Origin of the sequence: Pseudoalteromonas xiamenensis, assembly GCF_030994125.1 — a bacterium.
GTDB classification, from domain to species: Bacteria; Pseudomonadota; Gammaproteobacteria; order Enterobacterales; family Alteromonadaceae; genus Pseudoalteromonas; species Pseudoalteromonas xiamenensis_B.
On record NZ_CP099917.1, the window covers coordinates 1,520,511 to 1,542,292 of the forward strand.

The following is a 21,782-nucleotide window of genomic DNA, read 5'->3' on the forward strand; positions in this document are numbered from 1 at the left end:
TTTATCGCTACAGCCATTTGCAATACCGAAGCAACGCCCCGATACTGCAAATACGCCATAAATTAGCTTCTCACTTGGCCTTCACCATCGACTAAATATTTTTCCGTGGTCAACGATTCAAGTCCCATTGGTCCATAGGCGTGAAGTTTGCTCGTTGCAATACCAATTTCAGCACCAAGCCCCAACTCGCCACCATCCGAAAAACGAGACGAGGCATTAACCATAACAACAGAGGCATCGACGCTACGTTGAAACAATACTCCTGTTTGTGCGTTCGTCGTGCAAATCACTTCAGTATGATGACTACCGAACGCATCAATGTGGTCTAATGCTGCGTCAAAATCATCTACGATACGTACAGCTATTTCTAAGCTAAGATACTCTTCGCCAAATTCGTCATCAGCCAAAATGGTCGCATTTTCAAAGTAGCTAAACGACCTCTGGCACGCATTAATTTTGACCTGTTTATCTGCCAAAGCACGAGCCACTAACGGTAAAAAGGCCGCGGCAATTTCACTGTGCACTAACAACCCTTCCAGCGCATTGCAAACCCCTGTTCGCTGTGTTTTACCGTTAAGCAAAAGCGAAAGGGCAACGTCCAAATCAGCCTCTTTATCAACATATAGATGACATACGCCTTTAAAATGCTGGATAACCGGCACCGTACTATTTTCCGTAACGAAATTGATTAGCCCTTCACCGCCTCGGGGAATAATAAGGTCGATGTAGTCTTTTTGTTGCATCAGCTCCATCATCAAGGCTCTATCAGGATCTGGAACAACGGTAATAACATCTTTAGGTACGCCATGAGTTTCAAGCACTTGATGAAGAACAGATGCAATTGCTAATGAACTTTGTAATGCCTCTTTACCACCTCTTAAAATAACCCCATTACCCGACTTAAAACACAAAGCACCAGCATCTGCAGTAACATTCGGTCGTGCCTCATAAATCATGCACACCACACCGAGCGGCACGCGCATTTTTCGGATACGGATGCCATTTGGGCGAGTACATAGTTCTCGTGTCGCTCCAACCGGATCGGGCAGCGAAACGATGGTCTCGATACCTTGTGCCATTGCCTCAATTCTATCGGGTGTAAGCGTCAATCGGTCTATCATTGCGGGCGAAAGTCCAGCATTGTGCGCAGCATCTAAATCAAGCTTATTTGCATCTAGGATGGTGGCTTGCTGCTCACGTAGTCCTTGCGCCATAGCGCTTAATACTCGATTTTTTTGTGCTGTAGATAACAAAGCTAGTTTCTTAGCTGCTTTCGCAGCACCTTTTGATAATTCTCTGATTAAACTCACGTCTTACTTCTCCAATACGGCAATATCCTGCTGTGAAATGATAGGTCCGATGCTGTCTTGCATTTGTGAGGTAAACAGCCCCTCTTGATGTTCGGTAATGAAATTTAGCAAACAACTGCTGTAATTCGACTTCGCCTTAGCAATTGGCTTACCTTGTTCATCTTTGATTAAAATGGTTTCACCCGCTGAGAAGTCCCCTTCCACGGATTGAATTTCATCACAGCGAAGTCCACTTCCCCTTCGCTTACTTCTTCTATTGCTTCGGGTTGCACAATCAGTTCACCTTGCGCAGCCGCTGTATGCGTTAACCAATGAATTGGCTCTTGTAGGGGCTTTTCATACGGCATCAACTGCGTTCCTGGATTTTCTCCTAAGATCAGCGCTTTGAACGTTTCATCTTTAAAACCATTGACGATAAACGTTGTTATACCATGTGATGTGGCCTTTTCTGCAGCCTCCAATTTGGTTCTCATTCCACCAGTACCAACACGGCTCGACGGTCCCTCACAGGAGGCAATTATCGACGAGTCGATATGGTGAACTTCCTTAACGAGCTTTGCGTCAGCATGAGTGTGTGGGTTTTTATCGAAAAGCCCATCCACATCCGTACAAATCACTAACGTATTAGCTTCAGCCGCCGCTGCAACCATTGCGGATAGGTTATCGTTGTCACCCACCTTGAGATTATCACTAGTGACGGCATCATTTTCATTGATAATAGGTAAAATCCCTTGCTCGAGTAAAGTGAATAATGTTTGACGAATACTGGTGTAGCGCTCTCTGTGACGTAGGTCAGCGTGGGTTAGTAATAACTGGGCACATGGAAAATCAAAAAAGCGATCCCACATCGACATCATCGCTGTTTGACCTGCCGCAGCCATCGCTTTTTTAACCGTTACTGTATGGGGTTCCTCATTCGAAAAATGGTGCGATCCAGCCGCAACTGCACCTGAAGATACTAAAATGACTTCTTTGCCTTGAGCTCGCGCATCAACGATAAACTGCGCAACTCGCAATAAATTGGCGGAACGGCAACCATCCTGCATTGGTGCAATTAACGCGCTACCTATTTTTAAAACCAAGCGCTCCGTTGGTTTACTTGACATAGTTTCCTCCTAAGAATTGCCACCCTATGGGAAATAATTCGATTTCCATCAACACGACAGACGAATCAAAATACGCAACGCCAAAGAAATGCCCCAACATAGTTTAAGACAAATAATGCCCTTTTAAACGTGCGTAAAATAAGGAACGACGTCGATGGAAAAAGCGGACCGCTTTTCAAGATGAAAAGTGAAAAACAGACTAGAGTTTTGTCAAATGCGGCTTTCGCCAAAGACATCATAAATTGGATTGTGATGCTGAGTGTGGCACACGCCGTATAACTCGCATCTAGTCGATTTGAATTGGACCATCATGGTTTGATGGGATTCAAATAACTTGAAACGCAATGAAAAATTACGCAAAAGAGTAGAACTTCTGATGTAAGAACAAACTTACCTTTCTACCTTAACGCGATAAGATATTGATTTCAAGTCGATTGCATTTTAATTCCCTATGTCGACTATCGTGTTTATTGATAGTATTGGGATTTCAACGCCTTATTCACTATACAAAGTCAGTATCTGTGTTATAACACTCTCATAAGCCAGAGTTCACCGTTTTTTACTACTACTGGAGATTTTATGTCAGCGATCTATATCGCAGGAATTGCGATGTGTTCCGTATTCGCTCAATGGATGGCTTGGTTTTTCAAGGTTCCAGCCATTTTGTTTTTGTTGCTGGTCGGCCTTATTCTTGGCCCAATGACCGGACAACTCGATCCCGATATGCTTCTTGGCGATCTCCTATTTCCTGTTGTGTCGTTAGCCGTCGCAGTCATTCTCTTCGAAGGTTCATTGACCTTACACTTCCAAGAATTAAAAGGTATTGGCAAAGTGGTACGTAACCTTTGTTCTATTGGAATGTTCAGCACGTTTGTACTTGTAGGGCTAAGTGCCTACGGTATTTTGGGGCTTGATTGGCGGGTTGCCGCAGTACTTGGGGCTGTATTAGTTGTCACTGGCCCAACTGTTATCGCGCCGATGCTCAACACCATGCGACCGAATAAAGATATTGACAGAGTGCTTCGCTGGGAAGGCATTGTTATTGATCCTATCGGGGCGCTTTTTGCCGTTCTCGTGTTCGAAGCTGTAATGTTGGTGGGCGATGAAGGGATAGTAAACCACACGCTTATGGCGTTATTTAAAACAGTTTCGGTTGGCCTTTCTGTTGGCGTTTTATCGGGATGGCTGACAAGCCACATGATCCGCAAAGAATGGCTTCCTTTTGAATTACACAAGTTTGCAATTCTTGCGTTTGTTTTAATGTCATTTACCGGTTCGAATTATCTCGCGTTAGAGTCCGGTCTATTGGCAGTCACCGTTTATGGGATTTGGCTTGCTAACCAAGACGACCTTGAAATCGATTCTGTGTTGGAATTCAAAGAAGATTTGTCGATGATTCTGATTTCGACGTTGTTTATCCTTCTTGCGGCGCGTTTGCAAATTGCAGATCTCATGCTGCTAGATTTCAAAGTCTTTTTATTCCTCGCCATCGTTTTATTTATCGCTCGCCCGGTTTGTATCGCGCTTTCTACCTATGGTTCAGAACTTCCTTTTAAATCACGTTTAGTACTTGCTTGGATAGCCCCAAGAGGGATTGTGGCAGCAGCGGTAGGATCGGTTTTTGCGCTTAGTATGGTTGAAGCTCAAATTCCAGATGCCAATAAAATCGTTCCACTCATCTTTACGGTTATCATCGTAACGGTCGTCTCGCAAAGTCTGACAGCAACACCACTTGCTAAGCTACTGGGTGTTCGCCAACCAGCACCTAACACCTTCTTAATTATCGGTGCAAACCATGTTGCGCGTGCGATTGCTGTTGGACTCAAAGAACAAAATATTGACGTCTTTTTATCTGACCCTGCGTGGGAAAACTGCAAGATGGCTCGAATGGATGGACTTAATTGTTATTACGGCAATCCTCAATCCGAGCATGCTGAGCGTTACTTACCTCTCACCTCGGTAAAATCCGTACTAGCACTATCACCAAACCGGCACCACAACGCGCTCGGCGTTCAATATTTCTCACACTTACTTGGCGACCAAAATGTGTTTTCTCTGCGATCGTCAACAAACCACGCAAAAGCGAACAAGGACAGCGCGACTTTCTTATCTCGTCAAATTCTGTTTGGTGATCTTGGTAACTATTCCAAATTGTCGAGCATCATTGCCAAAGGTGGCAAAGTCAGCTCTACGCGCATCTCAGAGGAATTTAGTTGGGAGCAATTCCAGGCTAACAATAAAGAAGCTATTCCCCTTTTCATCCTATCCGAGCAACGAAAAGAAGATGAAACGGTACGTATCCGCCCATTTATTACCGACATGAACAAGCCTCCTGAAGTTGGAGAGCGGATTATTTCGTTACAGCCACCGAAAATGACGATATTAAGTGGCAACACGAATAAGGATATGACGATTGGCGAGAAATTAGCGTCGAAATAAAACGCTACCCACTCATTGAATAAATGACAAAGCGAGAACTGAACAGGTTCTCGCTTTTTTGCTTGGGATCTTGAACTGAATTTTTATGAAATAGTGCTAAAGTTAATTTGCTAAACGAGCTCGTTTTACGACACTTTCAGGCATTTTCATTGCTAATCTCGCAAGCGCCTCTTCCACTTTTTTGTGCATACCTTTATCCGCAACGATGGATTGAAACAGCCAACGATATGCCGCCTCAAAGTCACGAGGACTCCCATGACCATCATTGAGTAAATTCACAAATCGAATTTGCGCAGCTAAATTTCCTTGAGAGGCCGCTTCTCGTAGGTAAGTAATTGCCATTGCTTTGTCTTGTTGCACCAATTTGCCCGTGTCGTAATAACGTCCGAGCTGCTCAAGCGCAGCGGCAAGACCTTGTTCTGCCGCTCGACGCATGTAATAAACACCAAGTTCTACGTCTTGGTCTACACACACGGCATACGCCAGCATATCACCATATAAAAACTGATAGCTCGGCAACGCCATTACTTCTGCTCGCGCTTTAATATCGTCGACAAGCTGGCATTCGTCCGCTTTGACACGCTTCAAATGCTCATTTTTATTGATGAGATTGACCAACTCTTCTTGCGTATAAAGCGGTACAGCTTCGTTATCAGACGGTTTTGTTTCTTCGGCATAAGCATGACCAAAGACACTGCTGCAAATCAATACAACCAACCCAACACGCGTTAGCTTTTTCTGCATGTTCTCGCCTATTTTTTGACACTCTAAATTGTTCACTACAGTTTGACCTACAAAAAGTATACCAACAGGCACAAAAAAAGCTGCCGAAGCAGCTTTTTTCTTTTCAACGCAACTTATGCGCTGAACGGGTTGCGAACGATCATCGTCTCAACGCGGTCTGGGCCCGTTGAAATGATATCAATTGGCACACCAGTGATTTCTTCAAGACGTTTGATGTAGTTGATAGCCGCTTGTGGAAGCTGCTCAACTGTCGTTGCGCCAAACGTATTTTCGCTCCAACCTGGCATTTCTTCGTAAACTGGAGTTACTTTCTCGTAACCTTCAGCGGCAAGTGGAGACACGTTTGTTACTGTGCCGTCTTCCATTTGGTAGCCCGTACAGATTTTGATCGTTTCAAGACCGTCAAGAACATCAAGTTTCGTTAAACAGAAACCTGTGATGCTGTTGATTTGAATAGCACGGCGCATTGCAACCGCATCAAACCAACCTGTGCGACGCTTACGACCAGTTGTCGCACCAAATTCATGGCCTTTAACACCTAAGTGCTCACCAACTTCACAGCTAAGCTCCGTTGGGAAAGGACCAGAACCAACACGCGTTGTGTATGCTTTAACAATACCTAACACATAGTCTAGGTAAAGAGGACCAAAACCAGAACCTGTTGCTACACCGCCAGCCGTTGTGTTTGAAGACGTAACGTATGGGTATGTACCGTGGTCGATATCAAGTAATGTACCTTGCGCACCTTCAAACAATAAGTTGTCGCCATTTTTACGAGCAGTATCAAGTAGCTCAGTTACGTCAACAACCATTGATTTCAGAATGTCAGCCACAGCCATTGCTTGGTCGTAGGTTTCTTGGAAATCAACTGCATCTACTTTGTAGTAGTTAACAAGTGCGAAGTTATGGAACTCAAGAATTTCTTTTAGTTTCGTAGCGAATTGCTCTGGGTTGAACAAATCACCAACACGTAGGCCACGACGAGCAACTTTGTCTTCGTACGCAGGGCCGATACCGCGACCGGTAGTACCGATTGCTTTATTGCCACGTGCTAATTCGCGCGCTTTATCCAATGCCACATGGTATGGCAGGATCAGCGGACAGGCTTCACTGATAAGCAAACGTTCACGCACTGGAACGCCACGCTCTTCTAGCATGCCAATCTCTTTCATCAACGCGTCTGGTGCAAGTACTACACCGTTGCCGATGATACATTTTACGTTATCACGTAAAACGCCAGATGGAATTAAATGTAATACCGTCTTTTCTCCGTTGATCACTAGTGTATGGCCAGCGTTATGACCACCTTGATAACGAACGACATAAGACGCTTTATCTGTAAGTAGGTCAACAACCTTACCTTTACCTTCGTCACCCCATTGGGTGCCTAATACAACGACGTTTTTACCCATTGCAAAATCACTTAGAAAAAATTAGGGGCAGATTTTACCAGAAAAGCAAAGGGAAGACACCCCCGTAATGGTTAATTTTTCTGCGTTCATCTCGTTCTTTTTAAAACTATATGATCTAACTAATAAAAAAGCCCCGAACGAATTCGAGGCTTATCAGAAGTGATAACCAAATAAGATTATTTAGCTTTCGCTTCCTTCATATAATTAAAGAACTCACTGTTCGGTGAAAGTACCATCACATCATTCTTGTCTTTGAAGGTCTTTCTGTAGGCCTCTAGGCTACGTACAAAACCAAAGAATTCAGCGTCTTTATTATAAGCATCTGCATAAATCTTGGCAGATAATGCATCACCTTCACCACGTACAGCTCGTGCGTTACGCTCAGCGTCAGCAAGCATTACAGTTACTCTACGGTCAACTTCAGCACGAATAGTTTCAGCTTTTTCTTGACCTTGCGAACGGTGTTCTTTAGCCACTGCTGTACGTTCTGCACGCATACGTTGATAAATAGAGCTACTCACTTCGCCTGGTAAATTAATTTGCTTAACGCGAACGTCAAGCACTTCTATCCCCAGTTCTTTTGCACTTTCACCTGCTTGAACGAGCGCCTCTTCCATCAATTCGCTTCGTTCACCAGAGACGATCTCTTTGATTGTACGAGAACCAAAGTTCGTTCTAAGTCCATTATTCACTTTTTGCTTGAGTAGCGTTTCAGCATATTGCTTATCACCACGTGCACGAAGGTAGAATGCGCTGAAATCGTTCACTCGCCATTTCACATACGAGTCAACAATCAAGTCTTTCTTCTCACTAGTAACGAAACGATCTGGTGCTCCGTCTAGCGTTTGAATACGCGCATCGAGATGGCGTACCTGCGCAAAGAATGGCACTTTGAAATGTAAACCTGGACCATACACCATCGCTTTATCGTCAGAGTCCTTTTGTACTTTACTGAACAATAAAACGATCGCTCGCTGACCTTCTGTTACAACAAATACAGAAGAAAAGCACAGCACAACGGCAGCAAGGAGTAATACAACACTAAAATTTCTCATCAGTCTTATCTCCCATTACTAAAACGGTCATTGGCAAAGCGGTCTGTGCTTTGCGGCGTGCTGTTGTTGCGCGCTGACGTACTTAGTTTACTGCGTAGGTGGTTGATGTCATTTTGATTTGGTAACGAAGTTGGCGTTTGCCCACCATGATTTTCCATAATCTTGTCCAAAGGTAAGTACAACATATTGTTGCTGCCTTCAACATCAACAAGCACTTTTGAACTGTTGCCAAGCACTTCTTCCATCGTTTCAATGTACAAACGTTGGCGTGTTACTTGTTTCGCTGCTTTATATTCTGGTAAAAGTTTTTCGAAGCGCTCTACTTCACCTCGAGCCTCTAACGCTACGCGCTCACGATAACCCTCAGCTTCTTGAGTCATTCGCGTCACTTGACCACGCGCTCGAGGTTCGATTTCACGAGCATAAGCTTCAGCTTCACGAATGAAACGTTCTTCATCTTCTTGTGCAGCTATTGCATCATCAAACGCATCTTTCACTTCTGCTGGAGGACGAGAATCTTTGAAGTTTACGTCAGTGACAATGATACCCAGCTTATAAGGCTCGATAACCTTATTAAGTTCGTCCCACGTGCGTTGACGAACGATCTCACGACCCGTCGTCAACACTTCGTCCATACGTGAATGGCCGACAACATAACGTAATGCACTGTCTAGCGCTTGTTGTAAACTGTGATCTGCATCCGTTACACTGAAACGATAAAGTGTCGGGTCAACAACTCGGTACTGAACTTCAAACTCCACGCTTACCACGTTTTCGTCTTCAGTTAGCATAAAACCAGACGCTGACAACGAGCGTACCGCTTCAATATCAATTGGAATAACGCGTTCAATAAACGTCATTTTCCAACGTAAGCCAGGCTCTGCTATGCGATCAAATTTACCAAACTGCAATACAATGCCACGTTCCGCTTCTTTTACCGTATAAACACCACTTAGTGCCCATACGACTAGCGCGATTAAAAAAACAAGAGTGAATCCGATGCCGCTTAGTCCGCCGCTACCACCTGGTTTACCACCAAATAGTCCGCCAAATTTATCACCGAATTTGCGAAACACCTCATCAAGCTCAGGAGGCCCTTGGTCACGACCACCGCGGTTACCCCACGGATCTTTGTCATTGCCATTGTTACCCGGTTCGTTCCAGGCCATAGCTCTACTCCATTGTTATTAAAATGAATTAAGTTAAATCTAACAAATATATCGCGCCACTGACAGAAAAAAGCGCGACTATTTCTCAGTTTTCCCACTCACTTGCAGCACAAGCCTGTGCTTAAACGTAAATTAGATTGTCCTATCTACCGATTCAACAATCAAGTTATCTAAGTCCAGTTGCTGTTCCTTTTTTAGCTTTTCCCAATCTACCATTGGTATGCGTACGGAGACCAGCCAATTACCTTCATCATCATATTGCTCGTCTTGCACACCATTTAATCCAAATAGCGCACCTCGCAATTTACCAAATCTAGGCGGTACCTTAAGTTGGGCATCAAACACCTTTTTAGATAACAGTTCGGTAATTGCTTGAAAAAGCAGTTCTATTCCTTCACCAGACTGGGCTGACAGCCAAACTCGAATTGGTAGCCCTTCGTCGTCTCTATCGATTTGCGGGCTGACTTTTTCAAGTAAATCTATTTTGTTAAAAACAAGCAGTTGAGGAATGTGATCTGCCTCTATTTCTGCTAAGACTTTTTGCACTTCTTGAATGTTTTCTTGACGGCGCGGGTCTGCAACATCAATAACATGCAGTTGTAAATCAGCTTCCCGTGTTTCGGTCAATGTTGCTTTAAACGCGGCAACCAAGTCATGGGGTAAATGGCGAATAAAGCCAACCGTATCGGCTAAAATCACAGGCCCCACATCGTCTACTTCGATTTTTCGTAGCGTTGGGTCTAATGTCGCAAATAACTGATCTGCGGCATAAACATCCGCGCCAGTGATGCGATTAAATAGACTTGATTTACCCGCATTGGTATAACCGACAAGCGATAACGTCGGGATATCATTACGAGCTCGAGCTCGTCGTCCCTGTTCACGTACCGTTGCTACTTTTTCCAAACGTTTCATAATGCTCTTGATACGTTCACGAAGAAGTCGTCTGTCTGTTTCAAGCTGAGTTTCACCCGGACCGCGTAATCCAATCCCGCCTTTTTGACGTTCTAAGTGTGTCCAACCTCGGATAAGTCGTGTAGAAATGTGACGTAGTTGAGCAAGCTCAACCTGTAGTTTCCCCTCGTGCGTACGTGCACGTTGAGCAAAAATATCAAGGATCAACGAAGTTCGATCTAACACACGGCATTGACACACTCGCTCTAAATTTCGTTCTTGAGAGGGACTGAGTTGGTGGTTAAAAATGACGACATCTGCGTTGTGGAATTTGACAATCTCAGCTATTTCTTCTGCTTTGCCTGTACCGACGAACAATTTGGCATGGGGCGATTGACGGCTGCCTTGCACAACCGCCAACGTATTAACACCCGCAGAAGATACCAACATTTCTAACTCGTTCAAATCTTCACGATTGCTGTCATTAGAAAAGTTTACGTGAACTAAGATTGCCTGTTCGCCGGCTTCATAACGGTCAAACAAGCATTACGCTCCTACTTCTTAATAATTACCATCGTCTGCGTTGCTATCGCCTTCCGCACCTTGAATACCTTGGAAGGTAATTGCGCGAGCTGGTACAACTGTAGAAATGGCATGTTTGTAAACCATTTGGTTTACCGTGTTTTCAAGCAAAATCACAAATTGGTCAAACGATTGGATTTTGCCTTGCAATTTGATTCCGTTAACTAAAAAAATTGAAACGGGAACACGCTCACGACGTAGCGCATTCAAAAATGGGTCTTGTAACGATTGGCCTTTTGCCATGTTATTTTCCTTAGTTCTTAGGTGTTATTGTAATTTTGCCCGCAAAGTCTTTACGTAACTTTTTCGTATGACTTCTATTAGCTTAGCGAACTTACAACACGTTGCAAGTTTTCTTGGTCAGCACTATCTAACCATGTAACTTCCGGCCAGCTTCTTAACCAAGTCAGCTGTCGCTTAGCCAGCTGTCGAGTCGCGGCAATCCCTTTGAATACCATTTCGTCATAATCGCAACGACCCGCTAAGTAATCCCACATTTGCCGATACCCAACACAACGGATGGAGGGCAAATCTGGATGTAAATCAGATCTCTGATATAGGGCCGAAACTTCATTTTCAAACCCCTCTGCAAGCATTTTTTTGAACCTAAGCTCAATACGTTCATGCAATACACTACGATCAGCTGGTGCAATTGCAAATTGATGAAACTCGTATGGAAGCGGGGTTTCTTTTGTTTTTTGCAGTTCAGTCATCGATTTGCCCGTAATTCGATAAACTTCGAGTGCACGATTAATACGTTGCGAATCGTTTTCACTGATTTTGCTTGCAGCAATTGGGTCCACTTCCACCAGCTTTTTGTGCATTTCAGGCCAGCCTAATTCGTCGGCCTCCTGCTCAAGCACGGCTCGAATCTTTGGGTCAGCCTCGGGTAACGGCGAAAGACCATCGATGAGCCCCTTGAAATACATCATGGTGCCACCAACCAAAATTGGCACTTTTCCTAAACGATGCAATCGTTCAATATGCGATATTGCATCTCGGCGGAAATCAGCCACAGAATAACTTTCTTTTGGGTCGAGTATATCAATCAGTTGATGTGGCGCTTGTGTCTGCTCTTCAAGCGTCGGTTTCGCTGTACCAATATCCATCCCTTTGTACACCAATGCTGAATCGACACTGATCACTTCTGTGTCTAAATGCTGACAAAGCGCGATTGCCAAATCGGTTTTTCCGGCAGCGGTTGGGCCCATTAAGGTGATTACTGGTAATTTTTTCAATCTACTTCGCATCCAATATCTGTGTCATTAAGACATTGGTATCTATTTTAACTGCTTTTTCCTCTAAACGGGCGATACAAATCGGATTTTTTTCAAGTTCCGTGACGTTAACTAAGAACGCCTGACTCTCAAAAAAGACATCCGGTACATTTTGCGCCATCCATTCGAACCATTGGCACAAATCCACGGTCGATTCCAAACGATTTATTTTCGCAAGAAGCCGCTGAATCAATTCTGCCGCATCCAATTGATAAAGGCTTGGTGGCGTTTTCTTCACGATGACAAAACGTTCAGCCGTATGAATTTCAAAGCCAATTAACGCTAGTGTCGCTTCTTGTAACTTGACGCGCGCTGAATCGCACTCATCTATTGCAACTCTGACTGGCAGTAGTAAAGCTTTCGAGGGTAATGCCCCATCAGTTTCGATCACATTTTGCCACCATGCGGGCAATGCTTCACGATAGTGTACGCCAAACAAAACGCCTGATTGAGTCCACAAGCGCAAACCTCCGGCCACAGGGAGAACATCTTGGATTTTAGAAGCCGTCGTTGGCTGCGCTTCGCTTATCCTGTCAGCAGACTCAATCTCGCGAGGATGCAATGGAACATCCAATTCTTGATAAAGCCGGTTAACGTTGTACTGATGTGTCGATTTATGGGAAGCCGTGTAGCCTCCACCACTTCGAGCGTCACTCGCCGAACGAATAGAACGAGTAAGCGGTGCAACAAACTCTCTGTGTTCCTTCGCGTCCTGCGCATAAGCAAATTCAGGCGGCTGGAAATTCCTCGGTTCTGAGTGTGTCAGCTCAAATGATGGAGATTCAATTTCATTCTCAGCGACAGCGTTTGTGGCAATCTCACCAAAGGTGTGCTGCTCACTTGAAACAACTTGTTTAACCGCTTGAACAATAAAGTCATGGATTAGCCGAGCTTGGTGAAAGCGTACCTCGTGTTTTGCAGGGTGGACATTCACATCAACCTGCCTTGGGTCTAACACCAAGTAGAGGACAAAAGATGGAACTTCTTCATTGCCCGCAATCTCTTCGTACGCTTGTCGAATAGCATGCTGAATGAGCTTATCACGCATCATGCGACCATTAACGTAGGTGTACTGCGTACTCCCCGAGGTCCCTACAGGCATTAACCAACCAAACAGGGTTAATCCATCCGTACCCGACTCTAGAAATGCCGCTTGTTCTAAGAAAGCCTTTCCTGCAACCTGTGCGACACGTTGTATATTTGCGTCAACACTTCCATTGCTTCGGTACTGGCGTACTACTTTACCGTTGTGAGTTAGTGTGAAAGCGACATCAAAGCGACTAAGGGCTATCCGCTTAACCAATTCATCAATATGTGCAAATTCGGTCTTTTCTGTTCTTAAAAATTTCCGCCGAGCAGGCGTATTAAAAAAGAGATCTTTGACTTCAACTGTCGTTCCGTTTGGGTGTGATGTCGGTTGCACTTGAACGGCCATGTCACGACCTTCGGCAAAGGCTTGCCATGCGGTTTCTTGCGCCTCTGGCTTTGAACTCAGTGTTAAACGGGAAACAGAACTAATTGATGCGAGAGCTTCACCACGAAATCCCAAGCTAATGATGTTTTCAAGGTCATCTAACGTCTTCAACTTGCTTGTTGCATGGCGAGAAAGCGCAAGGGTTAGTTCCTCTTTGATAATGCCGCTGCCATTGTCTCGGATCCGAATTAACTTGTGCCCACCTCGTTCAATGTCGATTTGAATTTTTGTCGCCCCAGAATCGAGGCTATTTTCGACTAATTCTTTAACCACTGACGCAGGACGTTCGACAACTTCCCCTGCTGCAATTTGGTTCGCCAAACGTGCAGGTAAAATTTCAATTGCCATGTTTAAGCCTTTGGAATAGTGAGCACTTGCCCAACAAACAATGTGTTAGATTTTAAACTGTTAAAGCGCTTAAGAGACTCGACACTCACCTTATAGCGACTTGCCAAAACACTGAGCGATTCACCCGCTTTCACAGTGTGCTTAACCGGATTATCGTCTCTCATTGAGGCAAACAATGAGTCGGCTGGCGGATTTTGCCAATAATAGCCTTTGATTGCGTTAAACACTGCTCGAGCTAGTTTATCTTGATGTGAACTAGACAGTAACATCCGCTCTTCTGTCGGATTAGAGATGAATCCCGTTTCGACCAAAATTGATGGTATATCTGGTGATTTCAGCACACCTAAGTTTGCCGCTTGTGGTGTTCGTTTGTGAAGTTTGGTCACCTTGCGCAGTTCCCCAATAACTTCCTCCGCCACTTGGAATCCCGTCTTCATCGAATGATCCATCGACATATCGAGCAAAGCTTTCGCGAGATAGCGTTCATTTTCGGTGTCTTTGATAACGTCGGCTGCACCGCCCAATAATTGTGAGTGTTTTTCTGTATTTTCTAGCCATTTACCTATTTCAGAATTGGCCCGATTTAAAGACAGCACCCACACAGAAGAACCACTTGGTTCAGGTCGAGTAAACGCGTCGGCGTGGATAGACACAAAGAAATCCGCTTTGCGTTCTCGAGCCCTTACTGTTCGCGTGTTAAGTTTCAGAAAATAATCTCCCGTACGGATCAATTTGGCTTCCATTCCGGGCTCATTATCAATTAACCGCACTAAACGTTTGGCAATTTGCAGTGTGATGTTTTTCTCGTACGTACCCGAAGGTCCAATTGAACCGGGGTCTTCACCACCATGTCCAGCATCTATCGCAATTACGATGTTGCGATCTTTCTCCCGAGAGTCTGACTTTTTATTTGTACTTTCATTGCTGTAAGCGCTCATTTGAGTGCCATACAAATCTACGACTAACCTGTCCTTATAAGGGCCTGTTGGCGCAAGAGCAAACACAACCGGTTTTGCTGTACGAGATAAATCGAATACGACTCGGGAGTCACCTTTGCTTTTCGGGGAACTGTAACGCAATTTTTTGATAATGCGATGCTCGTCGGGTACCTCAGGTAAGGATGGTAATTTATCCGTATCTGAGAAATCGACGACTAAACGATAGGGGTTTTTAAGCATAAAATAAGAGAAATCGGGCTTGCTCGAGAGATCGAAAACAACCCGAGTGCTCTCAGGAGAAGGCCAAACCCGCACCCCTTCAATTTTGTTGCTGGCATGTGCCTGCGTTATGAGCAAAGCACTCAACACGAAAAATAGGATTATTATTTTATTTATTTTCATCACTTTGTAGTTTTTCGATCAATTCCTGACCACGAGATGAACAAGCGGAAATGGCGATTTCTCGTGCATCTCCCACGTAGCGCATTTCAATATCTAAATCAGGTTTAGGAATAAATCCTGTCCCTTTATCTGGCCACTCAACAATACATATCGTTTCGGGACTGAAATAGTCACGGATCCCCATGTATTCTAGTTCTTCTGGGTCTCCTAATCGATATAGATCAAAATGGTAAACATTGATGCGTTCCAATTCATACGGCTCGACTAAGGTATACGTTGGACTTTTTACTTTACCCGTATGGCCAAGCCCTTGCACAACTCCGCGACTCAAAGTGGTTTTACCCGCGCCCAAATCCCCTTTGAGGTAAATCACCCCACCTAAGTGCAATACAGCAGCAAGTTGACGTCCCATGGCAACGGTTGCATCTTCATTCTCTAAAGCTCTGGAAAACAGCAAGTTCATGACTACCCCAATATACGTCTGATATGGCTAAACAAATCGCTAGCGACTAATCCTAATGCACCGTCTTTTGCTGCCTCTTCAGCTGCTAATCCATGAATATACACAGCTAAACAAACCGCTGCAAATGTCGGGACTTGCTGCGCTAACAAAGCCGCAATGATACCAGACAATACATCCCCCATCCCAGCACTCGCCATCGCCGGCGTTCCTGAACGATTAATATTTCGCCGCTCATAGCCTTGTATGATGGTACCAGGTCCCTTTAGGACCGTAATTGCTTTGGTCGTCTGATACACCTTTTCCGCAAGTTCAAAACGATGATGAACGTATTCTACGTCATTTCTATCGAGCAATCGTTTCGCTTCGCCCAAATGAGGTGTAACCACTGTTGCCTTCAGCGCCTGCGGATTTTGCGCCAATAAGGTCAAACCATCCGCATCGATGACAAGTGGGCATGTTACCTCACTGCAGGCAAAAAATAGCTCCTTGGCCCAGGCATCTAATCCAAGACCAGGCCCCAATACCACGATTGTTGCTTTATCCAATAACGCATGTAAATGTGGCGCAGTTTCAACGCCATGTACCATCAATTCGTACCGTCCTTGCAGCACCGCACCAACGTTGTCTGGGTGAGTCGCTACACTAACTAAACCCGCCCCAGAGCGTAAACACGCCTCGGCGGCTAAGCGAATTGCTCCTGCCATCCCTTTGCCGCCGCCAATCAATAAAACGTGCCCCAATTGATGTTTGTAACTGTCGAAAGCGCGTACAGGAATAGAACGAAAATGTTGCACCTCAGATGAAAAAGACGATGTACCTGCAACAAGTTTAGAAAATGCTTTTGCAACGCCAAGTCCAGCAAACAGGATCTGCCCGCAACAGCCTCTTGCCTGTCCGGTTAACATACCCTGTTTAAGTGCAATAAAAGTAACCGTGACATCCGCTTGAAATGCGTTATCACTCACTTCTGAGGTCGTGCCGTTAACGCCACTAGGAATGTCAACGCTTACCTTGTAGGTACTTGCATTTTCGATGCTATCAAATGCCGACTGAACCGCCTCAGGCAGTTGTCCACGGAATCCCCCACCAAATACCGCATCAATCGTGATAGCCGCTTCATCTAAATCAAGCGGGCATTTACGCGTTACTTCACCACCGAAGTCGACAAACGCATTGAATGCGTCCTGTGCATCACCTTTTAACAACGAAGGATCAAACAACGACCAAACAACGACCCGTAAACCTAACTCTTTTAGGATCTTCGCCGCAATGTAGCCATCTCCCGCATTATTGCCTTTACCACACAATACGACCGTATAAGCACCATCTAACTCCTGACTCTGACAGTAAGATTGCACGTACGCTGCAACTGCACTTCCTGCACGTTGCATTAACTGAGACAAAGTTGTACCACTTTGTTCGGCAGCCAATGCTTCATTGTCTCTTACTTGGTGCGCGGTATAGGCTTTTTGTGGTAAATTAGCGCTGAATTGTTTCATTTTTTTAAGTATTCTCGTGAGCACTCCGACTATTGATTATCGTGACCTAGCTGACCAAATTAAGCAATGGGCAAAAGCGCTCGGATTTGATGATGTTGGTATAACAGGTATTGATTTAAGTGAACATGAACAGCCTTTTCTCGAGTGGCTTGAAAAAGGGTATCATGGCACGATGAATTATATGGAGGCTCACGGCCTAAAACGCGCACGCCCAACCGAACTTGTTCCAGGCACACTTCGTGTGATAAGTGTACGAATGAACTACCTTCCACCTGATGCGCACTTTGCAAAAGCGTTGTCGTCACCATCAACGGCCTATATTAGCCGCTATGCTCTTGGCCGCGATTACCACAAAGTAATGCGAAACAAACTTAAGCAACTTGGCGAACAGATAAAACAACATGTCGCTGAATTAGGTTATCGTCCGTTTGTCGATTCAGCCCCAGTAATGGAACGTCAACTTGCAGAAAATGCAGGACTCGGTTGGCGAGGGAAAAATAGCTTGCTGCTAAACCGACAAGCCGGTTCATGGTTTTTCTTAGGCGAACTGTTTGTTGATCTACCGCTTCCCATAGAGGAAGTTCAAAAAACTGAACATTGCGGCAAATGCACCGCGTGCTTAACGCTATGTCCAACAGGTGCGATTGTCGAACCGTACGTTGTTGACGCTAGACGCTGTATTTCATACCTCACTATCGAACATGATGGGCCCATTCCTATCGAATTCAGGGAAAAAATGGGTAATCGGATCTACGGTTGTGATGATTGCCAACTCGTTTGTCCATGGAACCGTTATGGCCAACTTACTCAAGAAACCGATTTTTTACCGCGAGCTAAGCTTAAAGACAGATCGCTTGCCGAATTGTTTTTATGGGACGAAGCGACCTTCCTTAAGCACACAGAAGGCAGTGCTATACGTCGAATAGGTCATGAAAAATGGCTTCGCAATTTATCGGTCGGTATGGGTAACGCTGACTATGATGAAACCATCGTGTCAGCCTTAGAGTCACGACGAGAAAATGCGACACCTGTGATTCTGGAGCACATTGACTGGGCACTCAAACAACAAGCGACTAAACGCACTGAAAAAAATAGAAAAATGGCGCGCTTAATTCGTATTGTCGAAAAAGGACTTCCGCGCGATTCATAACCATACGGGGAAACGACCCTTACTTAAAGTCGATATAGAAAAAGGGCTGATATCTCATCAGCCCAACGTTAGACTCAAAACCGTAAAATGTATCGTTCCGGACTAGTTGTTCACGTGTTGCGCAAGCAAAGCTAAGTCACTTTCAATTTCTTTGAATGCGCCTTTTACATCCTGTATCGCACCTTCCCGTGCAATCGAACGTTGGATAGATGTATCCAACTTAGAAAAAATAAACACCTCTTGGTCTTCATCCAATCCCATAGTTGGGATCCTGTTTTCAAACTCTTCCTGTAGCTCTTTGAACACCGATTCGTTTTCTTTGCGATTCTTATCAAGCAACGTGACCATGCCATGAAATTTTGTGTGGATCATGGCGATTGCATCATTCAAGTTTCGTTGCTGATCGAGCAGTCGGCAGCGTGTCAGGATTGCTCTCAATTGCTGCTCCGTCACGGAAACTATAAAACAGATGTGGTCACGGATCCGACCTCGCTTGTCAGGGTCATCCGTTGGCATGTTTAAAATTAACAGGCTAATTACTGGGTAGTTAACCAAAATTCGATTTGTGAATTCGTGCAGTCGACCTTTTCCTTTTAAGATATCGAACAACTCGATGACGATGGGGGAACACACTCCTGACGAGGCGTAATGTTGACGCTCATCATCAATGCGAAATTCAAGGTTGCTCGACAAACCAAAATTTTCTAAACAGCGCAGTAGAGCATGAGCAAGCTCGTTGACGTCTTCAATTTCACCGATTTGCTCAATGAAGTTGACGATTTGCCCCATTTCACTGCTGGTCGCCATAGCACTGAATGCCGTATTTGTCGCATCTTCAATTTGCTGAGTAAGCGATGCTTTTTCTTCAAGCAGCTTATTCAAATTCATAAGTTTTGATTTTAATTCAGTATGCCCAAACGGTTTCACAATGTAGTCTTCAGCACCAACCGAATAGCCCTCCATTCTCTCTTCAACGGAGCCTCGGGCTGATACAAACATAACAACGATGTGGCTGGTATTAGGGTTCGCCTTGAGCGCTTTGCAAACTTCATAGCCATTCATTTGTGGCATACTGACGTCCAGCAGAATAACTTGCGGATTATACGCTTCCACCATTTCTAAACATTCGGGACCACTGGCTGCCGTCGCCAACTCAAAGTCCAAATCTTCTAATATTTCTTCTATAATTTCGAGGTTAAACGGTTCGTCATCCACCGCCAAGATACGTCTTAATTCCATCTAATCTTCCTTTTTACGCAAACCCAAGTGAGTAAAATCAAAGTACTAAAGAATTCTTTTTAAAAACAACGCTTGAGCACTTTTGATTTAACGCGGGTAACGTTTATCCCAAATTTGAAATCAATTAAGGCTCTCATATTAAGTTATAGCGACAAACTCGAAGCTTGCCAGTAGCATCATGAATTAATTCAAATTGTCGCTTCGCTTTGCAGTGGGATCTCGACGTGGATAGTGGCCCCGCCTTGAGGGTTATTCGCTGCAAAAATTTGCCCACCATGAAGCGTCACAAACTCTCGACAAATAGCCAATCCAAGTCCTGTTCCACCGGCACCACTGTTCGTTTTACTACTCTGTGCAAACTTCGAGAAGATATGCTCTAACTCGTCTTCTGGGATCCCAACGCCGCTATCAATCACTTTGATGCGAGCCAAAACATCATCATGGGTTATTGTGACCATGACTTGCGACTCTGGACCACTAAATTTAAGTGCATTACCTAAAAGGTTACGAAACACCTGATTGAGCTGCTCACGGTCACACAGACACCGAACAGATTCTTTAGGCGGGTGAAATATAAGTTCAATGTGCTTTTCAAGTGCACTACCAGAAACATCATCAATGGCAGTTTTAATGATAGACGCAAGATCATGTGTTTCTGGTCTAAATGGAAACTTACCCGCTTCAAGTTTAGATAAATCCAGCAAATTATTGAGTAACGACAACAACCGTTCCCCACTTGTTTCAATACGGGATAAATACTTACTTAACTTATCAACGGGTACGATAGTCGACTCAAGTTTCTCAAGACCAAAACGAGCAAAACTGAGTATGGAGTGCATCGGCGTCCGCAATTCATGGGACATGTTGGCTAAAAATTCTGATTTGCTTAAATTGGCCGCTTCGGCCTGTTCTTTAGCCAATTGCAACTGAGCAGTTCGAGCCAAAACTTGCTCTTCCAACATTTCCTTTGCTTCGGTTAACAATTCTTCTTTTTCTTTTAAGTGCGCAATATTTTTGAAGATAACCGCAAACGCCATTTCGCCATGGTGATCGATTTCATTAAACGATCCCATCATCGGGATCATTCCAGCGCTAGTCGGAAAATTCACATCTGAGCTAAATTGACGTTTGTGCGCATCAGATTGAATAGTTTGTTTTAGTTTGTCGACACAGCCACTTTGCAGCAATTCAAAAAATGAAAAACCGGCCAACTCTTCAGAGGTTTTATTGACTAGTTGCGTAAATGCATCGTTCGCTTCAATGATGAGGCCATTGCGATTAAACAACATGATTGGATCTGGCGTGTGTTTGTAAATAACACGCAATAGACTGTCACGTTCAATTAAGGCATCTACTGTAGCTTGCATGCGCTCGACTAGTTCTTGATTATGACGTCGTAATAACTCGATTTGCCAGACTCGGTGCAATGCTTGCAGCAACATGTTTTCGTTTATCGGCTTTACTAAAACATCATCGACACCTTGGCGAATAGCCACCAGCATATCAACTTGTGACGCTCGCGACGTCATCAACAAACAGCGGCAATTAGGTTGCCGAGATTTGACTAAGGTAAAAAGATCGAGCCCCGATACATCCGCAAAATTAAAATCACTAATTAACAGGTCGATGTTATTTTCAGCAATAATATCTAAAACGTTTTCTTTCCCTGTCGCACAGAATACCTTTATCTGTGCACTTCGCAAATTGGTGCAAATTTGCTGTAACCGATTTTCATCGTGATCAACAACCAACACGGTAGGCAGCACTAAGCGACTATTTCCACCGACTTCCAGCACACGTTCGAGTAAGTTAGAAATATCTTTATTTGCAAAAAACGGGTAAATCACAATGGCGTTGGGCAAAACTTTGTTTAGTTCACTAAATGCTTTTAGATGTTCGGCGTTATCCGGTTTTGGTGCTAATAATATAATCTTCTGATGTCGATTAAGGGGTTGAAGGATGGGGATATAGTCACGAGGTAATCCGTGCGCAATGACGATGACATTGTAGAGCGAAAAATCGACCCTTTCGGACAACATTAAAAAATGGTTATGTTCAACCTCACACCCCAAGAGCTCACAAAGCACTTTTATGCGCATGGCAAGAACACTGTTGTTATCTATGATGAGAACTTGATCTGACATATCGCCACCGAAACTAATCCTTCAGTAATCAGTGTAGACGAATTTATTTGGACGTATTGAAAATTAGAGAGTAAATCATCGTTGTTCACTAATAAGCGAGGCCTAACGTAAACACACAAGCCTTACGTGATAATTAC

At 44.3% G+C, this 21,782-nt stretch carries 16 protein-coding genes and 1 pseudogene; 2 read left to right on the forward strand and 15 right to left on the reverse strand.

The features are described 5' to 3' along the window. Positions 1-62: 62 nt before the first annotated feature. Together NI389_RS07030 and proB are read right to left on the reverse strand one after the other, a co-directional pair. Positions 63-1,310 (reverse strand): glutamate-5-semialdehyde dehydrogenase, encoded by a 1,248-nt coding sequence (locus NI389_RS07030; RefSeq protein ID WP_308362176.1) that lies wholly within the window; start codon positions 1,308-1,310, stop codon positions 63-65. Positions 1,311-1,313: 3 nt separating this feature from the next. Further along, positions 1,314-2,416: pseudogene (proB, locus tag NI389_RS07035) on the reverse strand (glutamate 5-kinase). 579 nt (positions 2,417-2,995) lie between these two features. On the opposite strand from proB, the gene NI389_RS07040 reads away from it, so the two are divergent. After that, the gene (locus NI389_RS07040) at positions 2,996-4,855 is read left to right on the forward strand and encodes a cation:proton antiporter (RefSeq protein WP_308362177.1); all 1,860 of its coding nucleotides are present in this window, start codon (positions 2,996-2,998) and stop codon (positions 4,853-4,855) included. Between the two features lie 102 nt (positions 4,856-4,957). On the opposite strand, the gene NI389_RS07045 is transcribed toward NI389_RS07040, so the two are convergent. From NI389_RS07045 to NI389_RS07095, 11 genes are all read right to left on the reverse strand, one after another. Beyond that, positions 4,958-5,599 carry a tetratricopeptide repeat protein gene (locus NI389_RS07045; protein WP_308362178.1) on the reverse strand — a complete coding sequence of 214 codons (642 nt, stop codon included), beginning with the start codon at positions 5,597-5,599 and terminating at the stop codon, positions 4,958-4,960. 113 nt (positions 5,600-5,712) lie between these two features. Continuing rightward, entirely contained in the window at positions 5,713-7,011 is a 1,299-nt protein-coding gene (locus NI389_RS07050; protein WP_308362179.1) for an adenylosuccinate synthase, read from the reverse strand. 176 nt (positions 7,012-7,187) lie between these two features. Then, positions 7,188-8,066 (reverse strand): protease modulator HflC, encoded by an 879-nt coding sequence (gene hflC, locus NI389_RS07055; RefSeq protein WP_308362180.1) that lies wholly within the window; start codon positions 8,064-8,066, stop codon positions 7,188-7,190. Positions 8,067-8,071: 5 nt separating this feature from the next. After that, the gene (gene hflK / locus NI389_RS07060; RefSeq protein WP_308362181.1) at positions 8,072-9,235 is read right to left on the reverse strand and encodes an FtsH protease activity modulator HflK; all 1,164 of its coding nucleotides are present in this window, start codon (positions 9,233-9,235) and stop codon (positions 8,072-8,074) included. A 132-nt stretch (positions 9,236-9,367) separates the two neighbouring features. After that, a complete protein-coding gene (gene hflX, locus NI389_RS07065; RefSeq protein ID WP_308362182.1) occupies positions 9,368-10,672 on the reverse strand; it encodes a ribosome rescue GTPase HflX in 1,305 nt (434 codons plus the stop codon). An 18-nt stretch (positions 10,673-10,690) separates the two neighbouring features. Further along, positions 10,691-10,954 carry an RNA chaperone Hfq gene (hfq, locus tag NI389_RS07070; RefSeq protein WP_208844137.1) on the reverse strand — a complete coding sequence of 88 codons (264 nt, stop codon included), beginning with the start codon at positions 10,952-10,954 and terminating at the stop codon, positions 10,691-10,693. Between the two features lie 77 nt (positions 10,955-11,031). Next, on the reverse strand, positions 11,032-11,949 hold the full coding sequence (miaA, locus tag NI389_RS07075; protein ID WP_308362183.1) for a tRNA (adenosine(37)-N6)-dimethylallyltransferase MiaA: 918 nt from the start codon (positions 11,947-11,949) through the stop codon (positions 11,032-11,034). Between the two features lies 1 nt (position 11,950). Beyond that, entirely contained in the window at positions 11,951-13,810 is a 1,860-nt protein-coding gene (gene mutL / locus NI389_RS07080) for a DNA mismatch repair endonuclease MutL (RefSeq protein WP_308362184.1), read from the reverse strand. Between the two features lie 2 nt (positions 13,811-13,812). Continuing rightward, positions 13,813-15,150 (reverse strand): N-acetylmuramoyl-L-alanine amidase, encoded by a 1,338-nt coding sequence (locus tag NI389_RS07085; RefSeq protein ID WP_372588619.1) that lies wholly within the window; start codon positions 15,148-15,150, stop codon positions 13,813-13,815. Further along, positions 15,137-15,613 carry a tRNA (adenosine(37)-N6)-threonylcarbamoyltransferase complex ATPase subunit type 1 TsaE gene (tsaE, locus tag NI389_RS07090; RefSeq protein WP_308362185.1) on the reverse strand — a complete coding sequence of 159 codons (477 nt, stop codon included), beginning with the start codon at positions 15,611-15,613 and terminating at the stop codon, positions 15,137-15,139. Before tsaE ends, NI389_RS07085 begins: the two co-directional genes overlap by 14 nt. A 2-nt stretch (positions 15,614-15,615) precedes the next feature. Further along, positions 15,616-17,112 carry an NAD(P)H-hydrate dehydratase gene (locus NI389_RS07095; protein WP_308362186.1) on the reverse strand — a complete coding sequence of 499 codons (1,497 nt, stop codon included), beginning with the start codon at positions 17,110-17,112 and terminating at the stop codon, positions 15,616-15,618. A gap of 16 nt (positions 17,113-17,128) precedes the next feature. Between NI389_RS07095 and queG the strand changes: the two genes are divergently transcribed. Continuing rightward, positions 17,129-18,262 carry a tRNA epoxyqueuosine(34) reductase QueG gene (gene queG, locus NI389_RS07100; protein ID WP_308362187.1) on the forward strand — a complete coding sequence of 378 codons (1,134 nt, stop codon included), beginning with the start codon at positions 17,129-17,131 and terminating at the stop codon, positions 18,260-18,262. A gap of 102 nt (positions 18,263-18,364) precedes the next feature. Here the strand turns inward: queG and NI389_RS07105 are convergent, their stop codons facing one another. Further along, positions 18,365-19,501 (reverse strand): response regulator, encoded by a 1,137-nt coding sequence (locus tag NI389_RS07105; RefSeq protein WP_308362188.1) that lies wholly within the window; start codon positions 19,499-19,501, stop codon positions 18,365-18,367. Positions 19,502-19,689: 188 nt separating this feature from the next. Next, positions 19,690-21,645: a sensor histidine kinase gene (locus NI389_RS07110; protein WP_308362189.1), complete on the reverse strand. Its 1,956-nt coding sequence runs from the start codon at positions 21,643-21,645 to the stop codon at positions 19,690-19,692. Between the last annotated feature and the right edge of the window lie 137 nt (positions 21,646-21,782).